The sequence below is a fragment of the Mesorhizobium sp. M0590 genome, assembly GCF_040320905.1.
Lineage (GTDB): Bacteria > Pseudomonadota > Alphaproteobacteria > Rhizobiales > Rhizobiaceae > Mesorhizobium.
This window is the reverse complement of sequence record NZ_JAMYQN010000026.1, coordinates 1-18,763: the sequence shown is the minus strand read 5'-3', so window position 1 is coordinate 18,763 and position 18,763 is coordinate 1. Positions and strand designations below refer to the sequence as shown.

Here is an 18,763-nt window from a genome sequence, read left to right as displayed (position 1 = left end):
GCCTTCCTCGTTGTCTTGAAGAACTGCTGATCAGTTGCCGGGATAGGCCGTTCCGGTACCCAGGAAACGCTTCGTCGTCTCGCGGGCGGCTTCCTCGGACTGCGCCTTGCGGGCAGCATCTTCGGCTTCAGCCCGGAACTGGGTCGCGAGCAGCGTCTGGATCTGAATCTGCTGCTTGGTCGAAAGCGCGATCAGCTGATTGGTGGCCTGGCTTGCCTCAAGGGCACCTGCCGCGCCCTGACTGCGGTTGACGAGATCGGTAAGCAGGTCGCCGTCGGCCCGCACGTTCTCCACGATCTGCGACTGCGCGCTCATGGTTTGGCGGAACGCCTGCATGGCGTTTTGCCAGCGCTCGCGCGCGGCGCTCGCCACATCGCTGACCTTGATTGTGGCGTCGTAGCTTTCCGGATATTGCACACGCCACTGGTTCTGAAGCTTGTCGAGATCGAAGCTCAGGCCGCTGGCCTGGGTCATCAGGCCGTCGATCCGTTGGAGCGAACCTGTGAGCTGGCCGACGGAAGAAAAATCCAGGCGCTGAAGGTTGCGCGCCATGTTCTGCAGCATCGTCGCCTGGTTCTGAAGCGACTGGATCTGGTTGTTTATCTGCTCCAGGGAACGTGCCGCTGTCAGCACGTTCTGCGCATAATTCGACGGATCGAACACGATTAGGGCGTGGGCCGGCTGGACGTAGTCGGCCATCGGTTTTGCGATTAGGGAAACGGTGATCAGGCTGGTGAGAAGGCGGCGCCGCATCATGACGATTGCTCCTTGTCTGGTTGAGGGAATTGCTGGAGAAGCTCGGCAGCCCAATCGAGGCCGCGCGCACTCAGGAACCGGGAGGCAAAGCTGTCCTGCCCGTGCTCTGACAGGACGCTGTCGATCAAAGCTTGCGTGGCCGGATCAGAGGCCCCGCAGAGCGCAAGAGCGATCGGGCCGAGCCCGAGCTCGAAGAGGCGGTTGCCGCGGCGCGACTGCAGATAATACTGGCGCTTCGGTGTGGCACGGGCGACCAATTCGATCTGCCGCTCGTTCAGGCCGAAGCGCTCATAGGCTGCCCGCGCCTGCGGTTCCACGGCACGGTCATTGGGAAGAAAAATGCGCTGTGGGCAGCTCTCGATGATCGCCGGCGCGATCGACGAGCCAGCGATGTCTGCAAGTGACTGCGTGGCGAAAATGACGGAGACGTTCTTCTTTCGCAGCACCTTCAGCCATTCACGGATGCGGGCGGCAAAGAGAGGGTTGTCGAGATAGACCCACGCCTCGTCGAGCATCAGCAGCGTCGGCCGTCCGTCGAACCGCTCCTCGAGACGATGGAACAGATAGGTGAGCACCGGGAGCACAGCGCCTTGGCTGTGCATCAGCTCTTCGGTCTCGAAACACTGCACATCCGACAAAGCCAGCCGATCTTCATCGGCATCGAGCAGACGCCCGAACGGGCCGTCGAGCGTGTACGGCATCAACGCGGATTTCAGCGCATTGGACTGAAGCAGGACCGACAATCCAGTGAGCGTGCGTTCCTGCGCCGGCGCGGTGGCAAGGCTGGTCAGGGCCGACCAGATCGCCTCCTTCACCTCCGGCGTTACGGTGACATTCTCATGGGCGATGAGGCCGGCGATCCATTCGGCTGCCCAGCTGCGGACAGCCTGGTCATTGATATTACGCAGCGGTTGGAAGGCAAGCGCACCGTCCGCACCAAGCCCATGGTGCTCTCCACCCATGGCGAGTGTCGCCGCGCGGGCCGAGTTGCCCTTGTCGAAGACATAAACCTGTGCGCCGGCATAGCGGCGGAACTGCAGAGCGACGAGGGCAAGCAGAACCGACTTGCCGGCACCGGTCGGACCAACGATCAGCATGTGACCGACATCGTCGACATGGGTGGAAAGCCGAAACGGGGTGGACCCGCTGGTCTCGGCAACAAGAAGCGACGGTGCTTCGATCCGGGTGACTTTCGCGAGATGCTCGTTTGTCGCCGGACCGGCCCAAACCGACGATAGCGGCATGAGATGGGCAAGGTTCAATGTATGAATGAGCGGCTGGCGAACGTTGGCATAGACATGGCCGGGCAATGAGCCGAGCCACGCCTCGACCGCATTGATGCTTTCACGGATTGTGGTGAAGCCGAGTCCGTTGACGATGCGCTCAACCGCGCGAAGGTTCTCCGCGGCGGCTTGGCGATCCTGGTCCCATACCGTCACCGTTGTGGTGAGATAGCCGAAGCCGACGTGATCGCCGCCCAATGCCTGAAGGGCGGCATCCGCATCGAGCGCCTTGTTGTCGGCGTCACTATCGACGAGAGGGGCGGGTTCGTTGGTCACGACCTCGCGCAGGATGGCTGCGACCGATTTGCGCTTGGCAAACCACTGACGGCGCAACCGGGTCAGTGTCTTTGTGGCTTCCGTCTTGTCGAGCGGGATGAAGCGCGTCATCCAGCGGTAGGCGAAATCCTGATGGTTGAGCGCGTCGAGGATCCCTGGCCGGGTGACGTTCGGGAAACCAAGGATGGTGAGGTTGCACAGATGCTGCTCACCCAGCATCGGCTCCAGGCCGCCGGTAAGCGGCGCGTCAACCAGAACACCGTCGAGATACATTGGCGTTTCCGGCATGGCGACCGGATGGCGGTAGGTCGAGATTGTGCCGTGCAGATAGGTTAGCGTCTCGGCATCATCGAGGGCGCGCACTTCCGGCATGAAGCCGGACAGCAAATCCAGGACGCGGTCGGTCTCGTCGCGAAACCACGCCAGCTCCTGGCGCCAGTCTCTAGCCCCTCCCGAGTGATGCGAGTCGACCAGTGCGCTTTCCGCCCGCGCCTGGCCATCTGGCGCCGGCATGAAGACCAAGGTCAGATGATAGCGACTCTCGAAGTGCGCGACCTTGCCCTCGAAGGCCGCGCGCCGTTCTTCATCGACCAGCCATGAGGCAGCATCGGGAAAAGCCGAGCTCGGATAGCCCAGCGCTTCAACGCGCTCGGCCTCGAAAAACAACCCCCATCCGGAGCCCAACCTTCGTAGCGCATTGTTGGCTCGTGCGCAGATGCCGACCAACTCGGCTTCGGTCGCGCTTTCAAGGTCGGGGCCACGGAACCGGAAGGTTCGCTGGAAGCTACCGTCTTTATTGAGCACGATGCCGGGCGCGACCAAAGCGGCCCAGGGCAGATGATCGGCAAGCCGATCGGCTTTGCCGCGATACTCCGAAAGGTTCAGCATGCAAGCCACCCCTTCAGGCGAAGATGACGGACAAGCACGCTGGCGAAGTCCGGATCGCGGCGAGCGGCAAAGACCGCGAGGGTGTGGCCGGCGATCCAGAGCGCCAGTCCGGCGATCCACTGCTGCAGGCCAAGGCCTATTGCCGCGGCCACCGTGCCGTTGAGGATCGCCACCGCTCGCGGCGCGCCGCCCAGCAGGATCGGCTCAGTCAATGCCCTGTGAACGGGGACTTCGAAATCCTCGATATGCTGCTCTCCGGTGGCCATCAGACGAGTGCCCCGCCGCCGAAGGAGAAGAAGGAGAGAAAGAAGCTCGATGCCGCGAAGGCGATCGACAGGCCGAAGACAATCTGGATCAGCCGGCGAAAACCGCCTGCCGTGTCACCGAAAGCAAGGGTCAGGCCGGTGGTGATGATGATGATCACCGCGACGATCTTGGCGACCGGTCCCTGCACCGACTCAAGGATCTGCTGCAGCGGCTGTTCCCAAGGCATGCCGGAGCCCGCTGCGTGGGCCGGGACGGTGAGAAGAAACGCGAGCGCGGTGGACGAAAGGAAGCGAAGCTTCTTGCGCATGAGGTGACCTTTCAAAACTGCTGGAGTTGCGGAAGCGTGAGCGGGGTGACGGCGTAATCACCGCTGCTGTCGAGACCGGTGACCTCAGCGATCGCGTCAATGCGGCGCGAGGATCCGCGCCCAGCGATGAAGACGATCAGATCTACCGCATCAGCGATGAGGCGGCGGGGAACGGTGACGACGGCTTCCTGGGCGAGCTGCTCGATACGGTAGAGAGCGGAGCGCGCCGAATTGGCGTGAACCGTCGCGATGCCGCCGGGATGCCCGGTGTTCCATGCCTTCAGCATGTCCAGGGCTTCCGCGCCCCTGACTTCGCCCACGATGATGCGGTCGGGTCTGAGCCGCAGGGTCGAGCGCACGAGATCGGCGAGCGTGACCGACCCCCGCCTCGTCCTCAAGGCAACGCAATCCTTCGCCGCGCATTGCAGTTCGCGCGTGTCCTCGATCAGGATCACCCGCTCGTCGCAATCGGCGACTTGTGCCAGCAGCGCGTTGGCAAGTGTTGTCTTGCCCGACGACGTGCCGCCGGCGACCAGGATGTTGCGCCGCTCGCGGACCGCCGTCTTCAGCGCATCGGCCTGCAGCGGCAGCATGACCCGGTCGGCGACATAGTCGGCCAATGTGTAGAGTTTCGCCGCAGGCGTTCGGATGGCGAAGCATGGCCCCAGCACGACAGGCGGCAGCAGACCCTCGAAGCGCTCGCCCGATGGCAATTCGGCGCTGACAATCGGATTGTCAGCATGCGCCTCGGCGCGCACGTGGGAGGCGACCAGGCGGATGATGCGTTCGGCCTCAGAAGGATGCATGTGCACGCCGGTATCGACCCGGCCTTCACCCAACCGGTCGAGCCGCAGCGCACCGTCGGGATTGACCATCACCTCAATGACGGTCGGATCGGCAAGGGCTTCAGTGATCGCCGGACCCATGGCGGTGCGCAGCATGGCGCGGCGGCGATGGTCGGCTTCCGGATGAGAACTCATCCTTCCCCTCCCCTGCGATCGTCGGTGCCAAGGGACCGTTTCCCGGAAGCGATTTGGCGGCCGACCTGTTCGACGAATTTGTCGAAGCGCTCCTGGGCAATCCCTTGCGTGGCCCTGTCCGGCACCGGCGTGTGAGCATGAAGCGTGATCGAAAAGCGGATGAAGAGCGCCAGGCTCTCCAGGATCATCTCGACATCGCGCCTGACATGTCCGAGGTCGCGGGAAAGACGGTCGAGCCTCTTGCCGTAGCGCTGGTCGAGTTCATTCTCCCCACGCCGCTCGATAAAGGCCTCGACCGCGTGCGCCACAATGGCCGATTTGGTGGTCGATGGATTGCGGCTGAGGTTCTCCAGCTTCTCGCTCAACTCGGGTTCAAGCAAAAACTGGTGACGAATGCGGTGGGGCTTCATGCTGCTCGTTCCTCTGACCGGCGCTGATGCACCGGCGACGGGAACGAGCATCGTCGAGATCCTCGAAATCGCTTACGGCCGTTATCTACGCTGAGATGCGCCCGCGTATGGCGCGCCGTTCAGAAGCCGGGCACGATGTCCTTGTCGTCGCCCATTCCCTCATTGAGGCCGTACGCACGTGCTGCGGTGGAAATCCGATCCATGACGCGCTTGTCGGCGAGCGTCTCGCAGTCATCGTCTGCGGGCGTGAACAGATCGCCATGATCAGGCTCCTGGGCGACGAGGGTCCGTTCTTCGGGCAGGCCCGGATGGCGCTGCTGCTGGACACCTCCGTCTTCGATTGCCGCGCCGGCACTGTCGTCGTCGCCAGCAAGACGCCGATCCACGCCGCGCACCTGTCCGCTCCAATCGTCCGGGCGCGACGTGGGCCGATCCGCGTAGGCACCGTCGCGCAGCACCGGCGAAGGCAGCACTCGCTCCGTGAAATTCGGATCCTGGTAATAACGCAACTTCTTGGCGCGAATCGGCGGCAATCCCGAAACCAGGATTAGTTCGTCAGCCTGCGGCAACTGCATCACCTCACCCGGCGTCAGCAGGGGACGAGCGGTCTCTTGGCGGCTTACCATGACGTGGGACAACCAGGGCGCCAACCGATGGCCGGCATAGTTACGCATCGATCTGAGTTCCGTCGCGGTACCGAGCGCGTCCGAGATGCGTTTGGCCGTGCGCTCGTCATTTGAGGAAAAGGCAATCCGCACATGGCAATTGTCGAGAATGGCGTTGTTCTCGCCATAGGCCTTGGAGATTTGGTTCAACGATTGCGCTATCAGATAAGCGCGGATGCCGTAGCCTGCCATGAAGGCGAGCGCAGTCTCGAAGAAGTCGAGCCGACCGAGCGCCGGAAATTCATCCAGCATCATCAGCAGCTGATACTTGCGGCTCTTCTTTGGATCGCCCTCCAGGCGCTCGGTCAGCCGCCGGCCGATTTGATTGAGCACCAATCGCACCAGGGGCTTAGTGCGCGAGATATCCGACGGCGGCACGACCAGATACAGCGACATCGGTCGCTCGGCATCCACAAGGTCGGCAATGCGCCAGTCGCAGGCCGATGTTGCCGCGGCCACCGTTGGATCACGATAGAGCCCGAGAAACGACATGGCGGTCGAGAGAACGCCTGAGCGCTCGTTCTCTGACTTGTTCAGCACCTCACGAGCCGCCGAGGCCACGACCGGATGGACCTGGGGCTTGTCCACCGTGCCGAGGTGGTTGGTGGTCATCATCCGCTGCAGTGTCGCAGCGAATGAGCGTTGCGGGTCCGACAGGAAGGTGGCGACACGGGCGAGTGTCTTTTCCTCTTCGGCGTAGAGCACGTGCAAGATGGCGCCAACTAGGAGTGAATGACTGGTCTTCTCCCAATGGTTCCGCCGCTCCAGCGCGCCTTCCGGATCGACGAGAATGTCGGCGATGTTCTGAACGTCGCGGACCTCATCTGGACCTTTGCGCACTTCCAGCAGCGGGTTGTACCGCGCCGATCTCGGATCGGTCGGATTGAACAAGAGACAGTGCGAGAACTTCGACCTCCAGCCAGAGGTCAGCTGCCAGTTCTCGCCTTTGATGTCGTGAATGACGGCCGAGCCGGTCCAGGAAAGAAGGGTTGGAACAACGAGTCCGACGCCCTTGCCCGAACGTGTCGGCGCAAAGGCCATGACGTGTTCCGGTCCGTCATGGCGCAGATAGCGATAATTCAGTCCACCAAGGAAAACGCCGGCCGGCTGAAACAGCCCCGCCTTCTCGATCTCCAGCTTCATGGCCCATCGTGAGGACCCATAGGTGGTGACCAACCCCCGCTGCCGTGCGCGCCAGAGGGACCCAGCTATCGCGGCGGCACAGCCCAGGAACCCGCTGGCTCCGGCAAGTATGCCAGCCTTGTCGAAGACTTCAGGCGCATAGGCGTCAAATTGGAACCACCATTCGAACAGTTTCCACGGCTGGTAGATCGGCCAGCCGACTGTCACAAACCATGGCGCGCCGAGTGGCGGCTGATAGGAGAGCATGTGGGCGCACCATTGGGTTGCAGTCCACACGCCAAGAATGACAATTGCGAATACGACAGCGATCTGCCCAATCAGCAACTTCGTGGGTGTCAATGGCTTGCTCCGCTCTTCTGGCCAGACGGACCAAACATCGCGCCGAGCGATGAGAATTCGAACGGCCGCTACGTGCGACTAGGTGCGATGACAAGGTTGATAGGCATTGTTCAGCTGCGAACAGCGAAAATCCGCCGCAGCAACCGATCGGCGGTGCCAGGTACGCGGTTTGGTCGCAGAAGATGTTGGGGCTTCAGGCGCGGGCACATTGAAGATGTGCTGACAGACAAACCTTTGGAGCCGACGCGTTTGTGCGAGTAGCGAGCTGAAGGGCTCGGCGAGAAGTCGTCGTTCTCAATCGGGCGACGGGGGATACATCGGCGAAGACGGCATAAGGGAGGATGGGCCAGACCGAGCCGACGGAATGGGCGTAGCCAAGGCCTTGGAGCGCATGGCGCTTGGCCGGGAGGCCGCCGCCCGTCAGACTTACGCGGCGCGTCGTTGAGCGAGGTGGAGACCCGAACGGGCTCGACGAGGGTCCACGGCGGTCACAATGTTGTGGTGGTGATCGCAGTAGACGCGATCCGGCGAAGTTGGCCCAGCACAAAAACGATAACCGCCGGGTACTGACGGGTCTTCGCTCACCGGGAAGCGGCATTGATAGAGGCCTAGCTGAATGAGGGGGACATCTCTCGAAGTTAGTCTGATATTTTCAGGCATGATGGTTTCCTAGTTCGTAGCAATTGCCGGGTGACGGCCGCAGTGCGACCCGTCAGGGGCGAGCTTCTCTCGTTTGGGAGGCTATGGATTACCATATGGTGTTGGCAGCACCGTCAATGAAGCCCGACGCCCTGCTTCTGAAGCCAATAGTTTGCGACTTAAGGCCACACCCGCAAACGCATTAGCGATCTACCATCTTGTCCCCGAGGCACCCGCCCGCCGCGGTTGTCGGCGGCGGTGGTGGCACTGGCTTGTGGGGCCCCTAGGCCCACTCGCGGCGCTCGCACTGGATCTCGGTGCGGGTTTCCCTTGTCTCATCGCCCTGTCAGCGCCTTGCAAATGAGCGAAACCAAGCGGTCGCGCGCTCGCTCGTGGAGTGCGCCTTTCGGCCGCCATGCAAGGAAATCATCAACGCTCATCCAATCAGCCGGGTTTGTGTCGGCGTCTGGCTGGCTGAATTCCACATACAGATGCAGTTCGTCCGGCACGAAGACGACCCTCCACAATCCTTTGATGTCATTGGCAAGGTTGTAGGCGAGGACGGTCATGGCGGGGCACTCCTTTCGCCGTGGAGCGTGCCTATCTCACGGGAAAATTCCATCACCAGAAGTTAGTATTGACGCTCGCGCTTTCTCAGAAATCCAACGTCCGCGTGATGCCGAAAGGTGCAGCTAGCTTTTTGTGTATCTCGATTGGGAACACGGGACCGCCGCGAAAGTTCGGTGCACGCAGCGAATCCTCCCCCTCCAGGTATTGCTGCAGATCGGTATCCCGATCGGCCCGCGCTCCCCGCAAGGGCGCGGGCCTCGGCCTGTGGTGCTCATGCCATCTACTTCGATCCGCAAGATGGAATATGATCCTGACAGAAGAATCCTCTCTGTCTGGTTTGTGGCCAGCGTCAAGCGGTACGAGTTTGAGGGGGTACCGCCGGAAACCTTTGCCGCGTTCCGGGCCGCGTTCGCCAAGGGCCGCTACTTCAACGACCACATCCGCAACAATTTCCGCTACCGTCTGGTTGCGAGCGATAGCGACCCGGGATGACCTGACCTGCCGGCGGCTCAATCGTCCTGTCGCTCCAACCGGCGGTTGGTGGACGCGTTGCCGCTGTGGCGCTTAGGGTTGGTTACGGTCCGCGCTCACTTGGCAAGCCCACCCCCCCGCATCCCCCCGCCTGGTGCAAAGCGTTTGATCGGTCCCGCCGTTCTGGCAGTGCGGCGGGACTTTTTTGCGGTCCAGGTGGAGCATCGGCGCGCGGGGAAGGCGCGGTGCACGCAGCACCTTTTCCTCATCCAACGTACGTCGGTGGCGCGCTGAAGGATCTCAACATCGGTCTGCCGCCGGAGCTCAACTAGCTGGACTATTGCTCGACCGGAAGCGGCTCGTGCTGCGGCTCAGCGTGGTGGAAGACCTGTCCAAGATCGCGCGCGTCCTCCAGAAGTCCGGGAAGCCGTGCAGGAGCATGACCGGCTTACCCCCGGCAGGCCCGGCCTGAACGACATGAAACCGAATGCTTCCGGCGTTGACGAACTGATGTTCAGGCGCGAGCGAGACCATGGCTGGTAACGCGGGTGTCCTAAAACTGATCCAGTGCAATGAGGATATCAGGCTGTCGTCCCGACAACATGCACGCTCAGCCGTCGCATCCCCCGCCAGATGAGCATGGGAGCCGAAGGGCCAAGTGGGGATCGCGCAGTTGTTGCTGCAGGCGGCGGATGTTTATTTGTAAGCGCAGGTCTGCACCTGCATCCTTTGGCGCTATTATACGTTTGCCCCGCGAAGAAGATGCTCCGGACCGGCGGCCATGTCGAAGAAAACAACCGAGGACGCTTACGAAGGTCAAGTGCAACTTGAGCGGCGGGCCGAACGGGAGAGCCGCGGACGCAATGCCGAATGGCCGTCAGAGATTCCCAGCCGCGGCTGGAAGGACGTGCTGTGGCGGGTCTTTGCTGAGGTAACCGAGGACCGTGTTATGCTGATCGCGGCGGGGGCTGCATTTTATCTGCTTCTTGCCCTCTTTCCAGCGCTTGCCGCGTTCGTGTCCATCTATGGTTTCGTCGCCGATCCTCAGACCATCGCTGAGCACATTGCGTTCCTTGGCGGCGTACTGCCTTCGGGAGGTCTGGATATTATCAGATCTCAGCTTGCGTCCTTGGCCGCTCAGAAGGCTGGCGCGCTCAGCTTCGGCTTCATCTTCGGCCTTGCCGTCGCACTGTGGAGCGCCAGTAACGGCATAAAGACGCTATTCGAAGCCATGAACATCGCCTACGAGGAGAGTGAAAAGCGCGGCTTCATCCACCTGAATCTCCTGGCCTTGGGCTTCACACTTGGCGCCATCCTCATTGGTATCGGCTTTATCATCTCGGTGGGGATTGTGCCGGCCGTGCTTGCGCTGCTGAACCTCGGCGGCTGGACCGAAGCCCTTGTGCGGATCTTTCGGTGGCCGATGATGCTGATCATGGTGGGCGTCGGGATCACGCTGATTTACCGCTACGGACCCAGCCGGGAAAGGGCAAAGTGGCAATGGGCGACATGGGGCGCCTTCCTCGCCGCTGTGGTCTGGATCGCAGTCTCGATAGGCTTCTCCTATTATCTTGAAAACTTCGCCAACTACAACGCCACGTATGGGGCTCTTGGGGCAGTCATCGGCTTGATGATGTGGACTTGGATTTCTGTGATTATCCTGGTTGTAGGTGCGGAGCTGAATTCCGAGATGGAGCATCAGACAGCGATGGACACCACCACAGGTGCGCAGCAGCCGATGGGTGCGCGAGGTGCCACGGTTGCCGACACGCTGGGCGGATCGGCCGATGCCGCCGACCAGCAGTCGCGTTTTGACGAGCGCAACGAGTAGCGCGCAGATCACTTTGGACATCATGGTCAAGCGGCTGTAACCAACGCCGCGGCGCGTAGCCCAGAACGGCTCAAGGCGCTGGTCGCCCGGCTTGCCCAGGTGACTGGCGATCTCACCATCCAGAAGCAACGCAAAAGCGCCGTCGCCGATGCCGAACCCCTCGCCAGCCTCGACGAGGTCATTGTTCTGCTCAAGCGTCAGAGCCGCCGACTTGAAGGGCGAGATCGCCTCGCTAGCGACGACGACCCGCTGTGGGCCTGTCTCGATTAGGTCTTCCGTTCGGTCAACGGTGTCGCCCGCGTACTCCTGATGGCCGAGTTGCCCGAGATTGGCACCCTTTCCAATAAGGCCATCGCCAAACTCGTAGGCTTGGCGCCGATCGCCAGTGACAGCGGCAGGCGCAGCGGTCGAAGACCGGTGCGCGGCGGCCGTGAAGGTCCGCGCTCCAGCCTCTCCTCGTCGCGCTCACCGTCGCCAGATATGATCCCCTCGCGCCTTCAGACAGGAAAGGAAAAGATGACTATTCGCATTGCGCCCGCCCGCAAGCTACCCATCATTCCCAATGCAAAAGCACGCGATGCGCGCCTCGAGTTCGCAAACGCAACTTGAAACCCCAGATAGTCACTCATTGGGAACCAACGGGCCTTACCTCCGTTTGCTCCTCGAATGGAGGAAACCATGAACAACCGGAATTCTGAACGGCGTCCCCCGACTGCGGTAAGAGTTGGTGACGGTACCTCGGAAGACATAGGAGCGACTGTAAGCGGCACGTTATCCAAAGCGTCCGACATAGCGCAAGGGGCAGCGGAAACCGCCAAACGGGCGGCCGTTGGTGGCGCGTCCACCGTGACCAATCAGGTGAAGGAGATGTTGGACCGTCAGGTCGGCAGCGGCGCCGAGGTGATGGGCCAACTGGCGAGTTCGACCAAGCGTGCGGCCGAGGACCTCGACGCAAACGCACCGATAGTCGCTGGGGTCGTGCGCACCTTCGCGAATAGGCTTGATGGATACGCAGACGACCTGCGAGACAGGTCCGTCGATCAGCTGGTTCTTGCAGCGTCCGATTTCGCGAGGCGCAAGCCGGGTTTGGTGTTTGGGCTGGCCGCCGTAGCGGGCTTTTTGACGTTCCGCACACTGAAGAGCGCGCCTCCCGCACCAGAGTCCATCAAAGGAAGGCGGCAGGGAGCGAACTGATCTGATGGCACAGGAACATCTGAAGAATTCGCCTCTCCCTCAAGCACTGTCGGCAGTGTTGGCGGACGTCGCGGACCTCTTTCAAAAAGAGTTGCGCCTGGCGCATGCGGAGCTGTCCGCCAACGTCTCAACGAAGCTCCAAGCAGGTGTGTGGATGTCTGCTGCTGGCGCGCTGGGAGTGGTCGCCGCTCTGCTTCTAATGCAAGCCCTCGTACTTGGAATCGCCAGCTTAGGGATAGCCCTGCACTGGTCGTGTCTGATCGTCGCGGCCGCAACGGGCGTCGCCGCTGCTTTCGCCTATTATAGGGGCCGGGCTGATGCGCAAAAACAACTTCTGCCGACACACTCCATTAGCCAAATAAAGCAGGATATTGCGACAACCAAGGAGCAACTAACATGAGCCGCAATTCACAGGTCCAGGATTTTGGAACGAAAGAATGGCTTCTCAGCTCCGCTAGGAACAATCCCGAAGGCCTTCTGCTCGTCGCAGCAGGGTGCGCGCTGCTAATGCGCAGCCGCGGTTCAAGTGCCGGGCATCGCGAGCAATCCCGTGGAACCAACGGGCGCCAAAATGCTCCGCACGTACGCACCGCCAGCGGCGGGGCGTCAAAAACGCAGGAAGAGGCTAGCGAGACAGCTGAGGCCATGCGCGACAATTTAGCCGGCATTGGGGAGAAGGTGAGTGAAACCGCAAGTCACTACGCATCATCGGCCGCGGCATACGCAGAACAGGCCGGTCGCACCGTATCCGAGAAGTCAGGGCGCGTGGTGCAGCAAGCCCAATCAACGTTCCAGGACACGATTGGCCGCATGGTGGAAGAACAGCCATTGGCTTTTGTCCTGGCCGGCTTCGCAGCCGGTGCCGCTATAGCTGCTGCTTTACCGGCCAGCGATGTCGAGAGGCGCACGCTCGGCCCTGCAGGAGAGCGATTGACGGATGCTGCTGAAAAAGCTGGGGACCGCTTGAAGTCTTCGACAGCAAAGGCGGGCGAACGGCTCAAGAGCGTCGCCGAGGAACGTGGGCTGAATTCGGACGGCCTCAAGGAGGTGGCGAGGGACGTTGCGGGCGCCTTTGGAAGCGCCTTGTCAGAAGAGCAATCAAGTGAACCCGTGCAGCCGCCTTCGCCAAGCCCAAGTGGATCGAGCGGTTCATCCACTCCGGCCGCCAAGCTGCAACCGGGCAGCGCCACCCCTTCGGAAGGAATAACGGCCAAATCGCGGTCGGGCAACGCTCGGTCGAGCAAACCTGCCCGCCCCGGTGGCAAGAGAGATTTATGATGGCCGATCCGCAACTTGAGCATCTTGAATACGAAGTTGAGACTGCCCGGGCTAAGCTCGCCGAGGACTTGTCGACACTTCGGTCGCCAAACACGCTCTCCGAATTTACCGATGATTTGAAACACGAAGCGCTTGAGGCAAAGAATGCCCTGGTGGAGAAAGCAAGAGCCTCAATGCAATCGGTGGCGCAGGCGATTATTGACGATCTCAAGGCCAAGGCGGCTGCCAATCCGAGCGCTGCTTTGGCGATTGGGGCCGGTTTGGGGTGGCGTTTCCTCCGCCATCCGCCGATCGCAACCGCACTCGTCGGAGCGGGATTGATCAGCTTGTGGCGGACCAATTCAGCCCGGCCACCCGGCGAGCAGCAGGTGGATCACCTATCGTACGCCAAGGAGCGCCTGAAGGAGCAATCTAGTGATTTGGCGGAAAGCGTCAGTGATTTCGCTCTTGAAACGGCTGGTAAAATAAAACGCGAAGCTGCCGAGTTGACCGGCGTGGCCAAGGAAACTGTTAAGAAGACAGAACGTCTAGCTGCGGGTATCCGCCATAGCGGCGCTGGGGCGCACGAGGGCGAGACTGCCGCAAGAGCATCCGCACCCTTCGATGAAGCTTCGTTAGCTATTCAAGACGCATCGGGCAATGAGCATACCGAGGACAAACTCCTTCTGGCGGCGGCAGGTTTGGCAGTCGCCGCGGCTGTCGGCTTTGCCTATCAACGACGTCTGAATGAGCAGATGGACACCGACCGAACTGGATGAGCGTAGACAGAGGTCATTGCAGAGAAACAGTCGTCCTGAAGGCAAAGTATGATGCCGCGCTGACATTTATCGAGTCCCGACGAGTTCAGCCATCGGATTGCATATTCTGGAACCACGGACGGCGCGATGACGATGCGCACGGCGGAGAAGACAAAGCGGTCAACCCCTTCGAGCATGATGATCGTCGGCCGGTCGGTCACGGCCTTCAGCGAAACCGCCAGCGACCGGCTGAAGCGGAATTCACCCCGAAAACCGTGCAAGTGCTGCCGACCCCATAACGTGAGCGCAACGGCGCGCTCTGTCCGCTGTCAGGACGAACTTTCTCCGATCCGGCTTGGCGCTGCCGGTGCCCGCGCACGCAACTGCTCAGTCATCTGGGGCGTTCTCGGGCATTCCGCTATCGCGACCTCGTTTCGAACGTTTTAACACGCCCACTCGAGCTTGATCTCGCGGAGCGCTGCGCTAGCCCTTCCGATCTGGCTATTGCCAATGCGTATTTAACCAGGCTTGCGCAGGCGAACGCTTCGACTCGACCAGGCTTGCGCAGGCGAACGCTTCGACTCTCTAAGTGACGACGCCGCAATATTAGCATCGCTCGTCGTTGCAATTTCTCGAAATGCGCAACTCGACGACCGCTTGCTAGGCGTGTTCGTTGCCCAGCGTTCACGAAGGGGGACGCGCTAGCGGACGAATCCCGATCACCCAGTTTACGGTTACTGCGTTCCTACCCGATCACCGCTTGGCGCTGTCACTGTCCGCTTCGGCCCGCACAAGGAACTGCTCGGTCGTGGAGGGAAGACGGGATTTCAGCCAATCCGCCATCGCGACTTCCTCTTGCAGATTCTCTTCGCAAGCCCGAAGAACCTCGGTTTCGCCGAGCGATCGAGCGGCGGCAATCAGGATCGTGTAGGAGGCGATTTCCATGTGCTCGAACGTGTAGCTCGCGAGCGATCCTTTCATCACCTCGTCTTCAGCGAAGACGCCGCTCAGCGATTGCGCCATCGCCGTCAGCTTACCGCCAGCATCCTTCATCATGGATGAACCCTCGTCCATCTGATCGAGACAAGTCTTCAGCCGGGCAGCCTGCTGTTTGGTCTCGTCGAGGTGCTGTCGGATCCGGTCGCTCAGTTCGGGATAATTCTCGATACGGCTCAACTGCCCGTTCAACATCGTTTCGGCCTGCTCTTCCATGGCATGAGCATCTCTAAGCCATTGGACAAACCATTCGCGGCTTTCTGACATCTTGAATCTCCTTTGCGATGTAAGGAAAAACTTTCAGAAGAAGACATTGTTCCGGAGTAGAGCCCGCCGAACGCCCCTGACAGTCGTGGCGGGTCTCAATTCACCTCGCGAAAAATCCTGCAGCGATGCGTGGAAAAGGCCAAGATCGCGGAAGATCGGCGCAAGGAAAACGGCCCGTGGACGCTCGCCGCTGCGCCGCTCCATCACAAAATCCAACTGGCACTGGCCGCTCCTGGCCATCCGACGCGGCGACATACGGCGTACGCATCCGGTGAAGACCGCAGACGTGCGCATCCGGCAGCCAGGAGAACCTGAGCACCGGAGTGCTGGGGTCAAGCTTTCTTTGGGGAGACGCGATGATATTCTTCGAGGAGGAGTTTGACCTCCTCGATGCCTTCATCGGTGAAGGCCAAGATCCCGTCGTCATCGTTGGCGCCGTAGATCCAGATGACGCCGTCCTCGGCCTCGAGACCGAGGGTCAGGTCCTGGATGAGCGCTTCGCTGACGCCGAGGTCCCTGGCGACACGATCGACGGTGTAGACGTGATGCACCTTATTGCGCTGCATGATCAGGCCGCCGCTGGTTGGGTCCGCAATTTTGCGGATCTCCAATTCCACGGCAGCAAATCATCGATCCGATGGGCCGGATAGGCGGGCAGTCGGGCGAGGACGTCGGCGAGCCAGGCCTGCGGGTCGACATCGTTCATCTTGGCGCTGACGATCAGGCTGTAGAGAACGGCCGCGCGCTGTCCGCCGCGATCGGAACCGCAGAAGAGCCAGGACTTTCTGCCGAGAGCGAAGACCGATTCATTATGCACCTCCTTTTCAAATGGCGGAAAACAGCGATTCTTGGTTGTCGTCGTGGATGCGACGCGGAGTATTGCGCGCCAAATCGGCCTTGATCCGTTCGTCTTCGAGGTCGCTGGCGCGGATCTGGTAGGGCGCGCCGCGCATGACCTGCTCGGCGGGCAAGAGGCCATCCCTGATGAACCGGCGGATTTTGACGTGCGAGACTCCAAGCCGGGCGGCCGCGTCCGACATGGTGAGCCACTCGCCATTCTTGTCGGAAGAGCGATAGCCGCTGATCTTGTGCACCGTGCGCAGCGATTGGACGCGACGCGCGGTCCAGGTCTTTCCCTGACCGGTCTGCATGCCCATGCGGTTGAGTGTGGCAGCGATTTCGGCATCCGACCACCGGGTTGCCATGGATCGCATGATCGCCAGAGCCTCCTCAGGCGTACGCTGGCCATGCTCTCCGGATTTGGGCTTGCGAACCCGTACCTGCGAGTGCTGGCCTCCATGCCAGTGGATGGTCAAGATCACGTCGCGCGCATCGTCATCGACATCCGCCACGATGTCCTCGATGAGTGCGCGCAGCAGTTGCTGACGACAGCGCATGTCGACACCCGGCGCATTCCAGGTGGCCTCGAGATCCTGGGCGAGGCCCGTGAAGTCCGGAACCGCGTCGACAGGCTCCACACGCTGGACTTCGCTCAGCCGGGCCTCGCAGGTCTCCACGCGCCTGAGCGTGGCTTCCCAACTCCTCTCGAGCTGGGCCGCAATAAGCCGGTTCTCCGGGTCGCAAGCGGCATAGCGGCGCTCGGCAAGCGATGCCTCATAGCGCGCCTGCTGCAGGTCCATCTCGATCATCTGCCGCCGCTTGGCTTCGCTCTCCAGCTGCATGCGTTCAGCCTCCAACGCCGCTTCGATCGCCATCGGCGCAACCGCCTCCAGCGCTTCGCGGGTCACCGCCGCGTCGGTGCGAAAGCCGTTGAACGACATGCATCGCGCCTGGGCCATCATGAGGTTGCCGCGCTCGCAGCGATATACCGGATAACCTTGGCCGCGTCCGGCATACATGACAACCAGTCTTCGCCCGCATCGACCACAGGAGATGAGACCGGGGAGCAGCGCGCGACCGCCGCGGCCCGACTTGACGCCGCCGGCTTTGCCATAAGCGTTGGCCGCGAGCAGTTCCTGGTTCCGTTCGTACTCGCTCCATCCGATGTAGCCTTCGTGATGGTCCTTGAGCACCACCGCCCACTCGCTAGCCGGCTTGTAATGGCCATAGCTCTTGCGAACGCGGCCATCGACGATCTCAGTGCGCTTCTCGCTCTTACCATAGACATAGGCGCCGGCGTAGAATGGGTTCTTCAGGATCGAGATCACGTTGCGGTAGCGGATCGGAACCCAGTCGAAGGACACCATCTTCTTGCCGTCGGAGGGTCTGGGGAAATGCACGCCATCGTCGATCATCGAGATCAGGACCTGACGCGCACTGCCGAGTTCGCGGAAGCGCGCGAATATCAGGCGAATGGTCTCCTGCAGGCGCATGTCGGGATCGAACCCGAGACCGTAATCGCGGTGCCAGACATAGCCGAAGGGCACGGAGATGCGCAGTTCTCCGCGCTGTGCCTTGGCGCGGGCGGCCTCGTACATGCGGGCACGCAGCACGCCGAGCTCGAACTCGCTGATGCTGCCCTTCATACCGAGCAGCAGGCGGTCGTTCGGCAATCCCGGATCGTAGACTCCGTCCAAATCGATCACGCGTGCATCGACTTCGCCGCACAACTCGAGCAGCCGATGCCAGTCCGGCCCGTTGCGCGACAGGCGGGACGCCTCCAGGCAAAGCACGGCGCCCACATGGCCGGTGCACAGATCGTCGACCAGGCGCTCGAAACCGGGACGCTCCACAGCCCCGCTTGCGGTTCGTCCCAGATCCTCGTCGATCACCTCTACTTTGCGGAATCCCCAGCGCCGCGCGACGTCGACAAGCTCATATTGCCGACGCTGGCTCTCAAGGTTGAGCTGGACCTGCGCCTGAGTGGACTGACGCACATAGACGACGGCCTTGCGCTTGAGGACGGCAGTCGGAATCAGATTACCGCTCGTCATCGCAGCTCTCCTCCTCCGTTGCCACGCCGGCGGCGGCCATCAGTACGTTGGCGAGCCGGGCGATCACTATGGTCCGTTGCGCTGAACTCAGCCCGTTCAGCTTCTCCGAGTCGAGCGGCAAGCTGAGTTGGCGAACGACCACCAGAGATCGTGTCGGGGGTGGCAGGGTTCTCATGTTGCGCCTCCGCGATGGTGAAACCATCCGAAGAGCCTCGCCGGAAACGGCGTTCGATCAAGAGCTTGTGCAGCTCAAGCAGCGCGGCAAGCGATACGCGCGGGGGGCCCAGGTCCATCGCCGCGCAAGCCACGGGATCGATCATCCAGGCCGGAGCGGTAATGACATGCCCGGGCGCGACGACGAGATGAATGATCCGGCCGTTGGCGCGCTCTTCGCTGTTCTCGCAGCGAAGCCGACGTCCGAAATACGGGTGCCAACGGTAATGGACCTCGACCTCCTGCCCAACATGGGCAGAATGACCCCGAGATGGCGATGCCGCGCAGGGCTCGCTCGGCTGCATTGTTGGATAGGCAAATCCGCCCATCGTCGAGGAACCGGGTGAAGGATGACCAGC

At 61.6% G+C, this 18,763-nt stretch carries 19 protein-coding genes and 3 pseudogenes; 8 read left to right on the top strand and 14 right to left on the bottom strand.

What is annotated here, in order from left to right; all coding sequences use genetic code 11:
- Positions 1-30: 30 nt before the first annotated feature.
- The 8 genes from trbJ to NKI52_RS29070 all read right to left on the bottom strand — a co-directional run bounded on the left by trbJ (position 31) and on the right by NKI52_RS29070 (position 8,522).
- Positions 31-756: a P-type conjugative transfer protein TrbJ gene (gene trbJ / locus NKI52_RS29110; RefSeq protein ID WP_023718720.1), complete on the bottom strand. Its 726-nt coding sequence runs from the start codon at positions 754-756 to the stop codon at positions 31-33.
- Positions 753-3,203: a conjugal transfer protein TrbE gene (gene trbE / locus NKI52_RS29105; protein ID WP_352700469.1), complete on the bottom strand. Its 2,451-nt coding sequence runs from the start codon at positions 3,201-3,203 to the stop codon at positions 753-755. Before trbE ends, trbJ begins: the two co-directional genes overlap by 4 nt.
- Entirely contained in the window at positions 3,197-3,469 is a 273-nt protein-coding gene (locus tag NKI52_RS29100) for a VirB3 family type IV secretion system protein (RefSeq protein ID WP_352700468.1), read from the bottom strand. Before NKI52_RS29100 ends, trbE begins: the two co-directional genes overlap by 7 nt.
- Entirely contained in the window at positions 3,469-3,777 is a 309-nt protein-coding gene (locus tag NKI52_RS29095) for a TrbC/VirB2 family type IV secretion system protein (RefSeq protein ID WP_352528997.1), read from the bottom strand. Before NKI52_RS29095 ends, NKI52_RS29100 begins: the two co-directional genes overlap by 1 nt.
- A gap of 11 nt (positions 3,778-3,788) precedes the next feature.
- The gene (gene trbB / locus NKI52_RS29090) at positions 3,789-4,757 is read right to left on the bottom strand and encodes a P-type conjugative transfer ATPase TrbB (RefSeq protein ID WP_352700467.1); all 969 of its coding nucleotides are present in this window, start codon (positions 4,755-4,757) and stop codon (positions 3,789-3,791) included.
- Entirely contained in the window at positions 4,754-5,167 is a 414-nt protein-coding gene (locus tag NKI52_RS29085) for a CopG family transcriptional regulator (protein ID WP_352700466.1), read from the bottom strand. The genes trbB and NKI52_RS29085 overlap by 4 nt, the downstream gene beginning before the upstream one ends.
- Positions 5,168-5,286: 119 nt before the next feature.
- Complete coding sequence (locus NKI52_RS29080) at positions 5,287-7,314, bottom strand: conjugal transfer protein TraG (RefSeq protein WP_352700465.1); 2,028 nt, start codon at positions 7,312-7,314, stop codon at positions 5,287-5,289.
- A gap of 974 nt (positions 7,315-8,288) precedes the next feature.
- A complete protein-coding gene (locus tag NKI52_RS29070) occupies positions 8,289-8,522 on the bottom strand; it encodes a hypothetical protein (protein ID WP_352700464.1) in 234 nt (77 codons plus the stop codon).
- Between the two features lie 274 nt (positions 8,523-8,796).
- Between NKI52_RS29070 and NKI52_RS29065 the strand changes: the two genes are divergently transcribed.
- The 8 genes and pseudogenes from NKI52_RS29065 (at position 8,797) to NKI52_RS29030 (ending at position 14,055) form a co-directional block, all read left to right on the top strand.
- A complete protein-coding gene (locus NKI52_RS29065; RefSeq protein ID WP_352662409.1) occupies positions 8,797-9,015 on the top strand; it encodes a KTSC domain-containing protein in 219 nt (72 codons plus the stop codon).
- A gap of 760 nt (positions 9,016-9,775) precedes the next feature.
- On the top strand, positions 9,776-10,825 hold the full coding sequence (locus NKI52_RS29060; RefSeq protein WP_352467848.1) for a YihY/virulence factor BrkB family protein: 1,050 nt from the start codon (positions 9,776-9,778) through the stop codon (positions 10,823-10,825).
- Between the two features lie 99 nt (positions 10,826-10,924).
- Positions 10,925-11,095, top strand: coding sequence for a hypothetical protein (locus NKI52_RS29055; protein ID WP_352662260.1), 171 nt, complete (start codon positions 10,925-10,927; stop codon positions 11,093-11,095).
- A 15-nt stretch (positions 11,096-11,110) separates the two neighbouring features.
- Positions 11,111-11,434 (top strand): annotated as a pseudogene (locus NKI52_RS29050) (transposase); the annotation flags it as partial.
- Between the two features lie 237 nt (positions 11,435-11,671).
- A complete protein-coding gene (locus NKI52_RS29045; RefSeq protein ID WP_352467850.1) occupies positions 11,672-12,019 on the top strand; it encodes a hypothetical protein in 348 nt (115 codons plus the stop codon).
- Between the two features lie 4 nt (positions 12,020-12,023).
- The gene (locus tag NKI52_RS29040; protein WP_352662262.1) at positions 12,024-12,419 is read left to right on the top strand and encodes a phage holin family protein; all 396 of its coding nucleotides are present in this window, start codon (positions 12,024-12,026) and stop codon (positions 12,417-12,419) included.
- Positions 12,416-13,297, top strand: a complete 882-nt coding sequence (locus NKI52_RS29035; protein ID WP_352700463.1) for a hypothetical protein — start codon at positions 12,416-12,418, stop codon at positions 13,295-13,297. Before NKI52_RS29040 ends, NKI52_RS29035 begins: the two co-directional genes overlap by 4 nt.
- On the top strand, positions 13,294-14,055 hold the full coding sequence (locus NKI52_RS29030) for a hypothetical protein (RefSeq protein WP_352700462.1): 762 nt from the start codon (positions 13,294-13,296) through the stop codon (positions 14,053-14,055). The genes NKI52_RS29035 and NKI52_RS29030 overlap by 4 nt, the downstream gene beginning before the upstream one ends.
- Before the next feature lie 732 nt (positions 14,056-14,787).
- Here NKI52_RS29030 and NKI52_RS29025 read toward each other — a convergent pair.
- The 6 genes and pseudogenes from NKI52_RS29025 to NKI52_RS29000 form a co-directional block, all read right to left on the bottom strand.
- The gene (locus tag NKI52_RS29025) at positions 14,788-15,297 is read right to left on the bottom strand and encodes a ferritin-like domain-containing protein (protein ID WP_352700461.1); all 510 of its coding nucleotides are present in this window, start codon (positions 15,295-15,297) and stop codon (positions 14,788-14,790) included.
- Between the two features lie 332 nt (positions 15,298-15,629).
- Positions 15,630-15,863: a hypothetical protein gene (locus NKI52_RS29020; RefSeq protein WP_352700460.1), complete on the bottom strand. Its 234-nt coding sequence runs from the start codon at positions 15,861-15,863 to the stop codon at positions 15,630-15,632.
- Between the two features lie 2 nt (positions 15,864-15,865).
- A pseudogene (locus NKI52_RS29015) lies at positions 15,866-16,093 on the bottom strand (transposase domain-containing protein); the annotation flags it as partial.
- Positions 16,094-16,121: 28 nt separating this feature from the next.
- The gene (locus NKI52_RS29010; RefSeq protein WP_352700459.1) at positions 16,122-18,191 is read right to left on the bottom strand and encodes a recombinase family protein; all 2,070 of its coding nucleotides are present in this window, start codon (positions 18,189-18,191) and stop codon (positions 16,122-16,124) included.
- Positions 18,178-18,366 carry a hypothetical protein gene (locus NKI52_RS29005; protein ID WP_352458677.1) on the bottom strand — a complete coding sequence of 63 codons (189 nt, stop codon included), beginning with the start codon at positions 18,364-18,366 and terminating at the stop codon, positions 18,178-18,180. The genes NKI52_RS29010 and NKI52_RS29005 overlap by 14 nt, the downstream gene beginning before the upstream one ends.
- Before the next feature lie 308 nt (positions 18,367-18,674).
- Positions 18,675-18,763 (bottom strand): annotated as a pseudogene (locus tag NKI52_RS29000) (IS66 family transposase); the annotation flags it as partial.

What these genes read in the sequence shown, in the direction of transcription:
- NKI52_RS29060 (WP_352467848.1), top strand. Translation starts at nt 9,776, where the DNA reads ATGTCGAAGAAAACAACCGAGGACGCTTACGAAGGTCAAGTGCAACTT.
- NKI52_RS29095 (WP_352528997.1), bottom strand. Translation starts at nt 3,777, where the DNA reads ATGCGCAAGAAGCTTCGCTTCCTTTCGTCCACCGCGCTCGCGTTTCTT.
- NKI52_RS29030 (WP_352700462.1), top strand. Translation starts at nt 13,294, where the DNA reads ATGATGGCCGATCCGCAACTTGAGCATCTTGAATACGAAGTTGAGACT.
- NKI52_RS29035 (WP_352700463.1), top strand. Translation starts at nt 12,416, where the DNA reads ATGAGCCGCAATTCACAGGTCCAGGATTTTGGAACGAAAGAATGGCTT.
- NKI52_RS29020 (WP_352700460.1), bottom strand. Translation starts at nt 15,863, where the DNA reads ATGCAGCGCAATAAGGTGCATCACGTCTACACCGTCGATCGTGTCGCC.
- NKI52_RS29100 (WP_352700468.1), bottom strand. Translation starts at nt 3,469, where the DNA reads ATGGCCACCGGAGAGCAGCATATCGAGGATTTCGAAGTCCCCGTTCAC.
- NKI52_RS29025 (WP_352700461.1), bottom strand. Translation starts at nt 15,297, where the DNA reads ATGTCAGAAAGCCGCGAATGGTTTGTCCAATGGCTTAGAGATGCTCAT.
- NKI52_RS29040 (WP_352662262.1), top strand. Translation starts at nt 12,024, where the DNA reads ATGGCACAGGAACATCTGAAGAATTCGCCTCTCCCTCAAGCACTGTCG.
- NKI52_RS29070 (WP_352700464.1), bottom strand. Translation starts at nt 8,522, where the DNA reads ATGACCGTCCTCGCCTACAACCTTGCCAATGACATCAAAGGATTGTGG.
- NKI52_RS29085 (WP_352700466.1), bottom strand. Translation starts at nt 5,167, where the DNA reads ATGAAGCCCCACCGCATTCGTCACCAGTTTTTGCTTGAACCCGAGTTG.
- NKI52_RS29005 (WP_352458677.1), bottom strand. Translation starts at nt 18,366, where the DNA reads ATGAGAACCCTGCCACCCCCGACACGATCTCTGGTGGTCGTTCGCCAA.
- NKI52_RS29010 (WP_352700459.1), bottom strand. Translation starts at nt 18,191, where the DNA reads ATGACGAGCGGTAATCTGATTCCGACTGCCGTCCTCAAGCGCAAGGCC.
- trbJ (WP_023718720.1), bottom strand. Translation starts at nt 756, where the DNA reads ATGATGCGGCGCCGCCTTCTCACCAGCCTGATCACCGTTTCCCTAATC.
- trbE (WP_352700469.1), bottom strand. Translation starts at nt 3,203, where the DNA reads ATGCTGAACCTTTCGGAGTATCGCGGCAAAGCCGATCGGCTTGCCGAT.
- trbB (WP_352700467.1), bottom strand. Translation starts at nt 4,757, where the DNA reads ATGAGTTCTCATCCGGAAGCCGACCATCGCCGCCGCGCCATGCTGCGC.
- NKI52_RS29065 (WP_352662409.1), top strand. Translation starts at nt 8,797, where the DNA reads ATGCCATCTACTTCGATCCGCAAGATGGAATATGATCCTGACAGAAGA.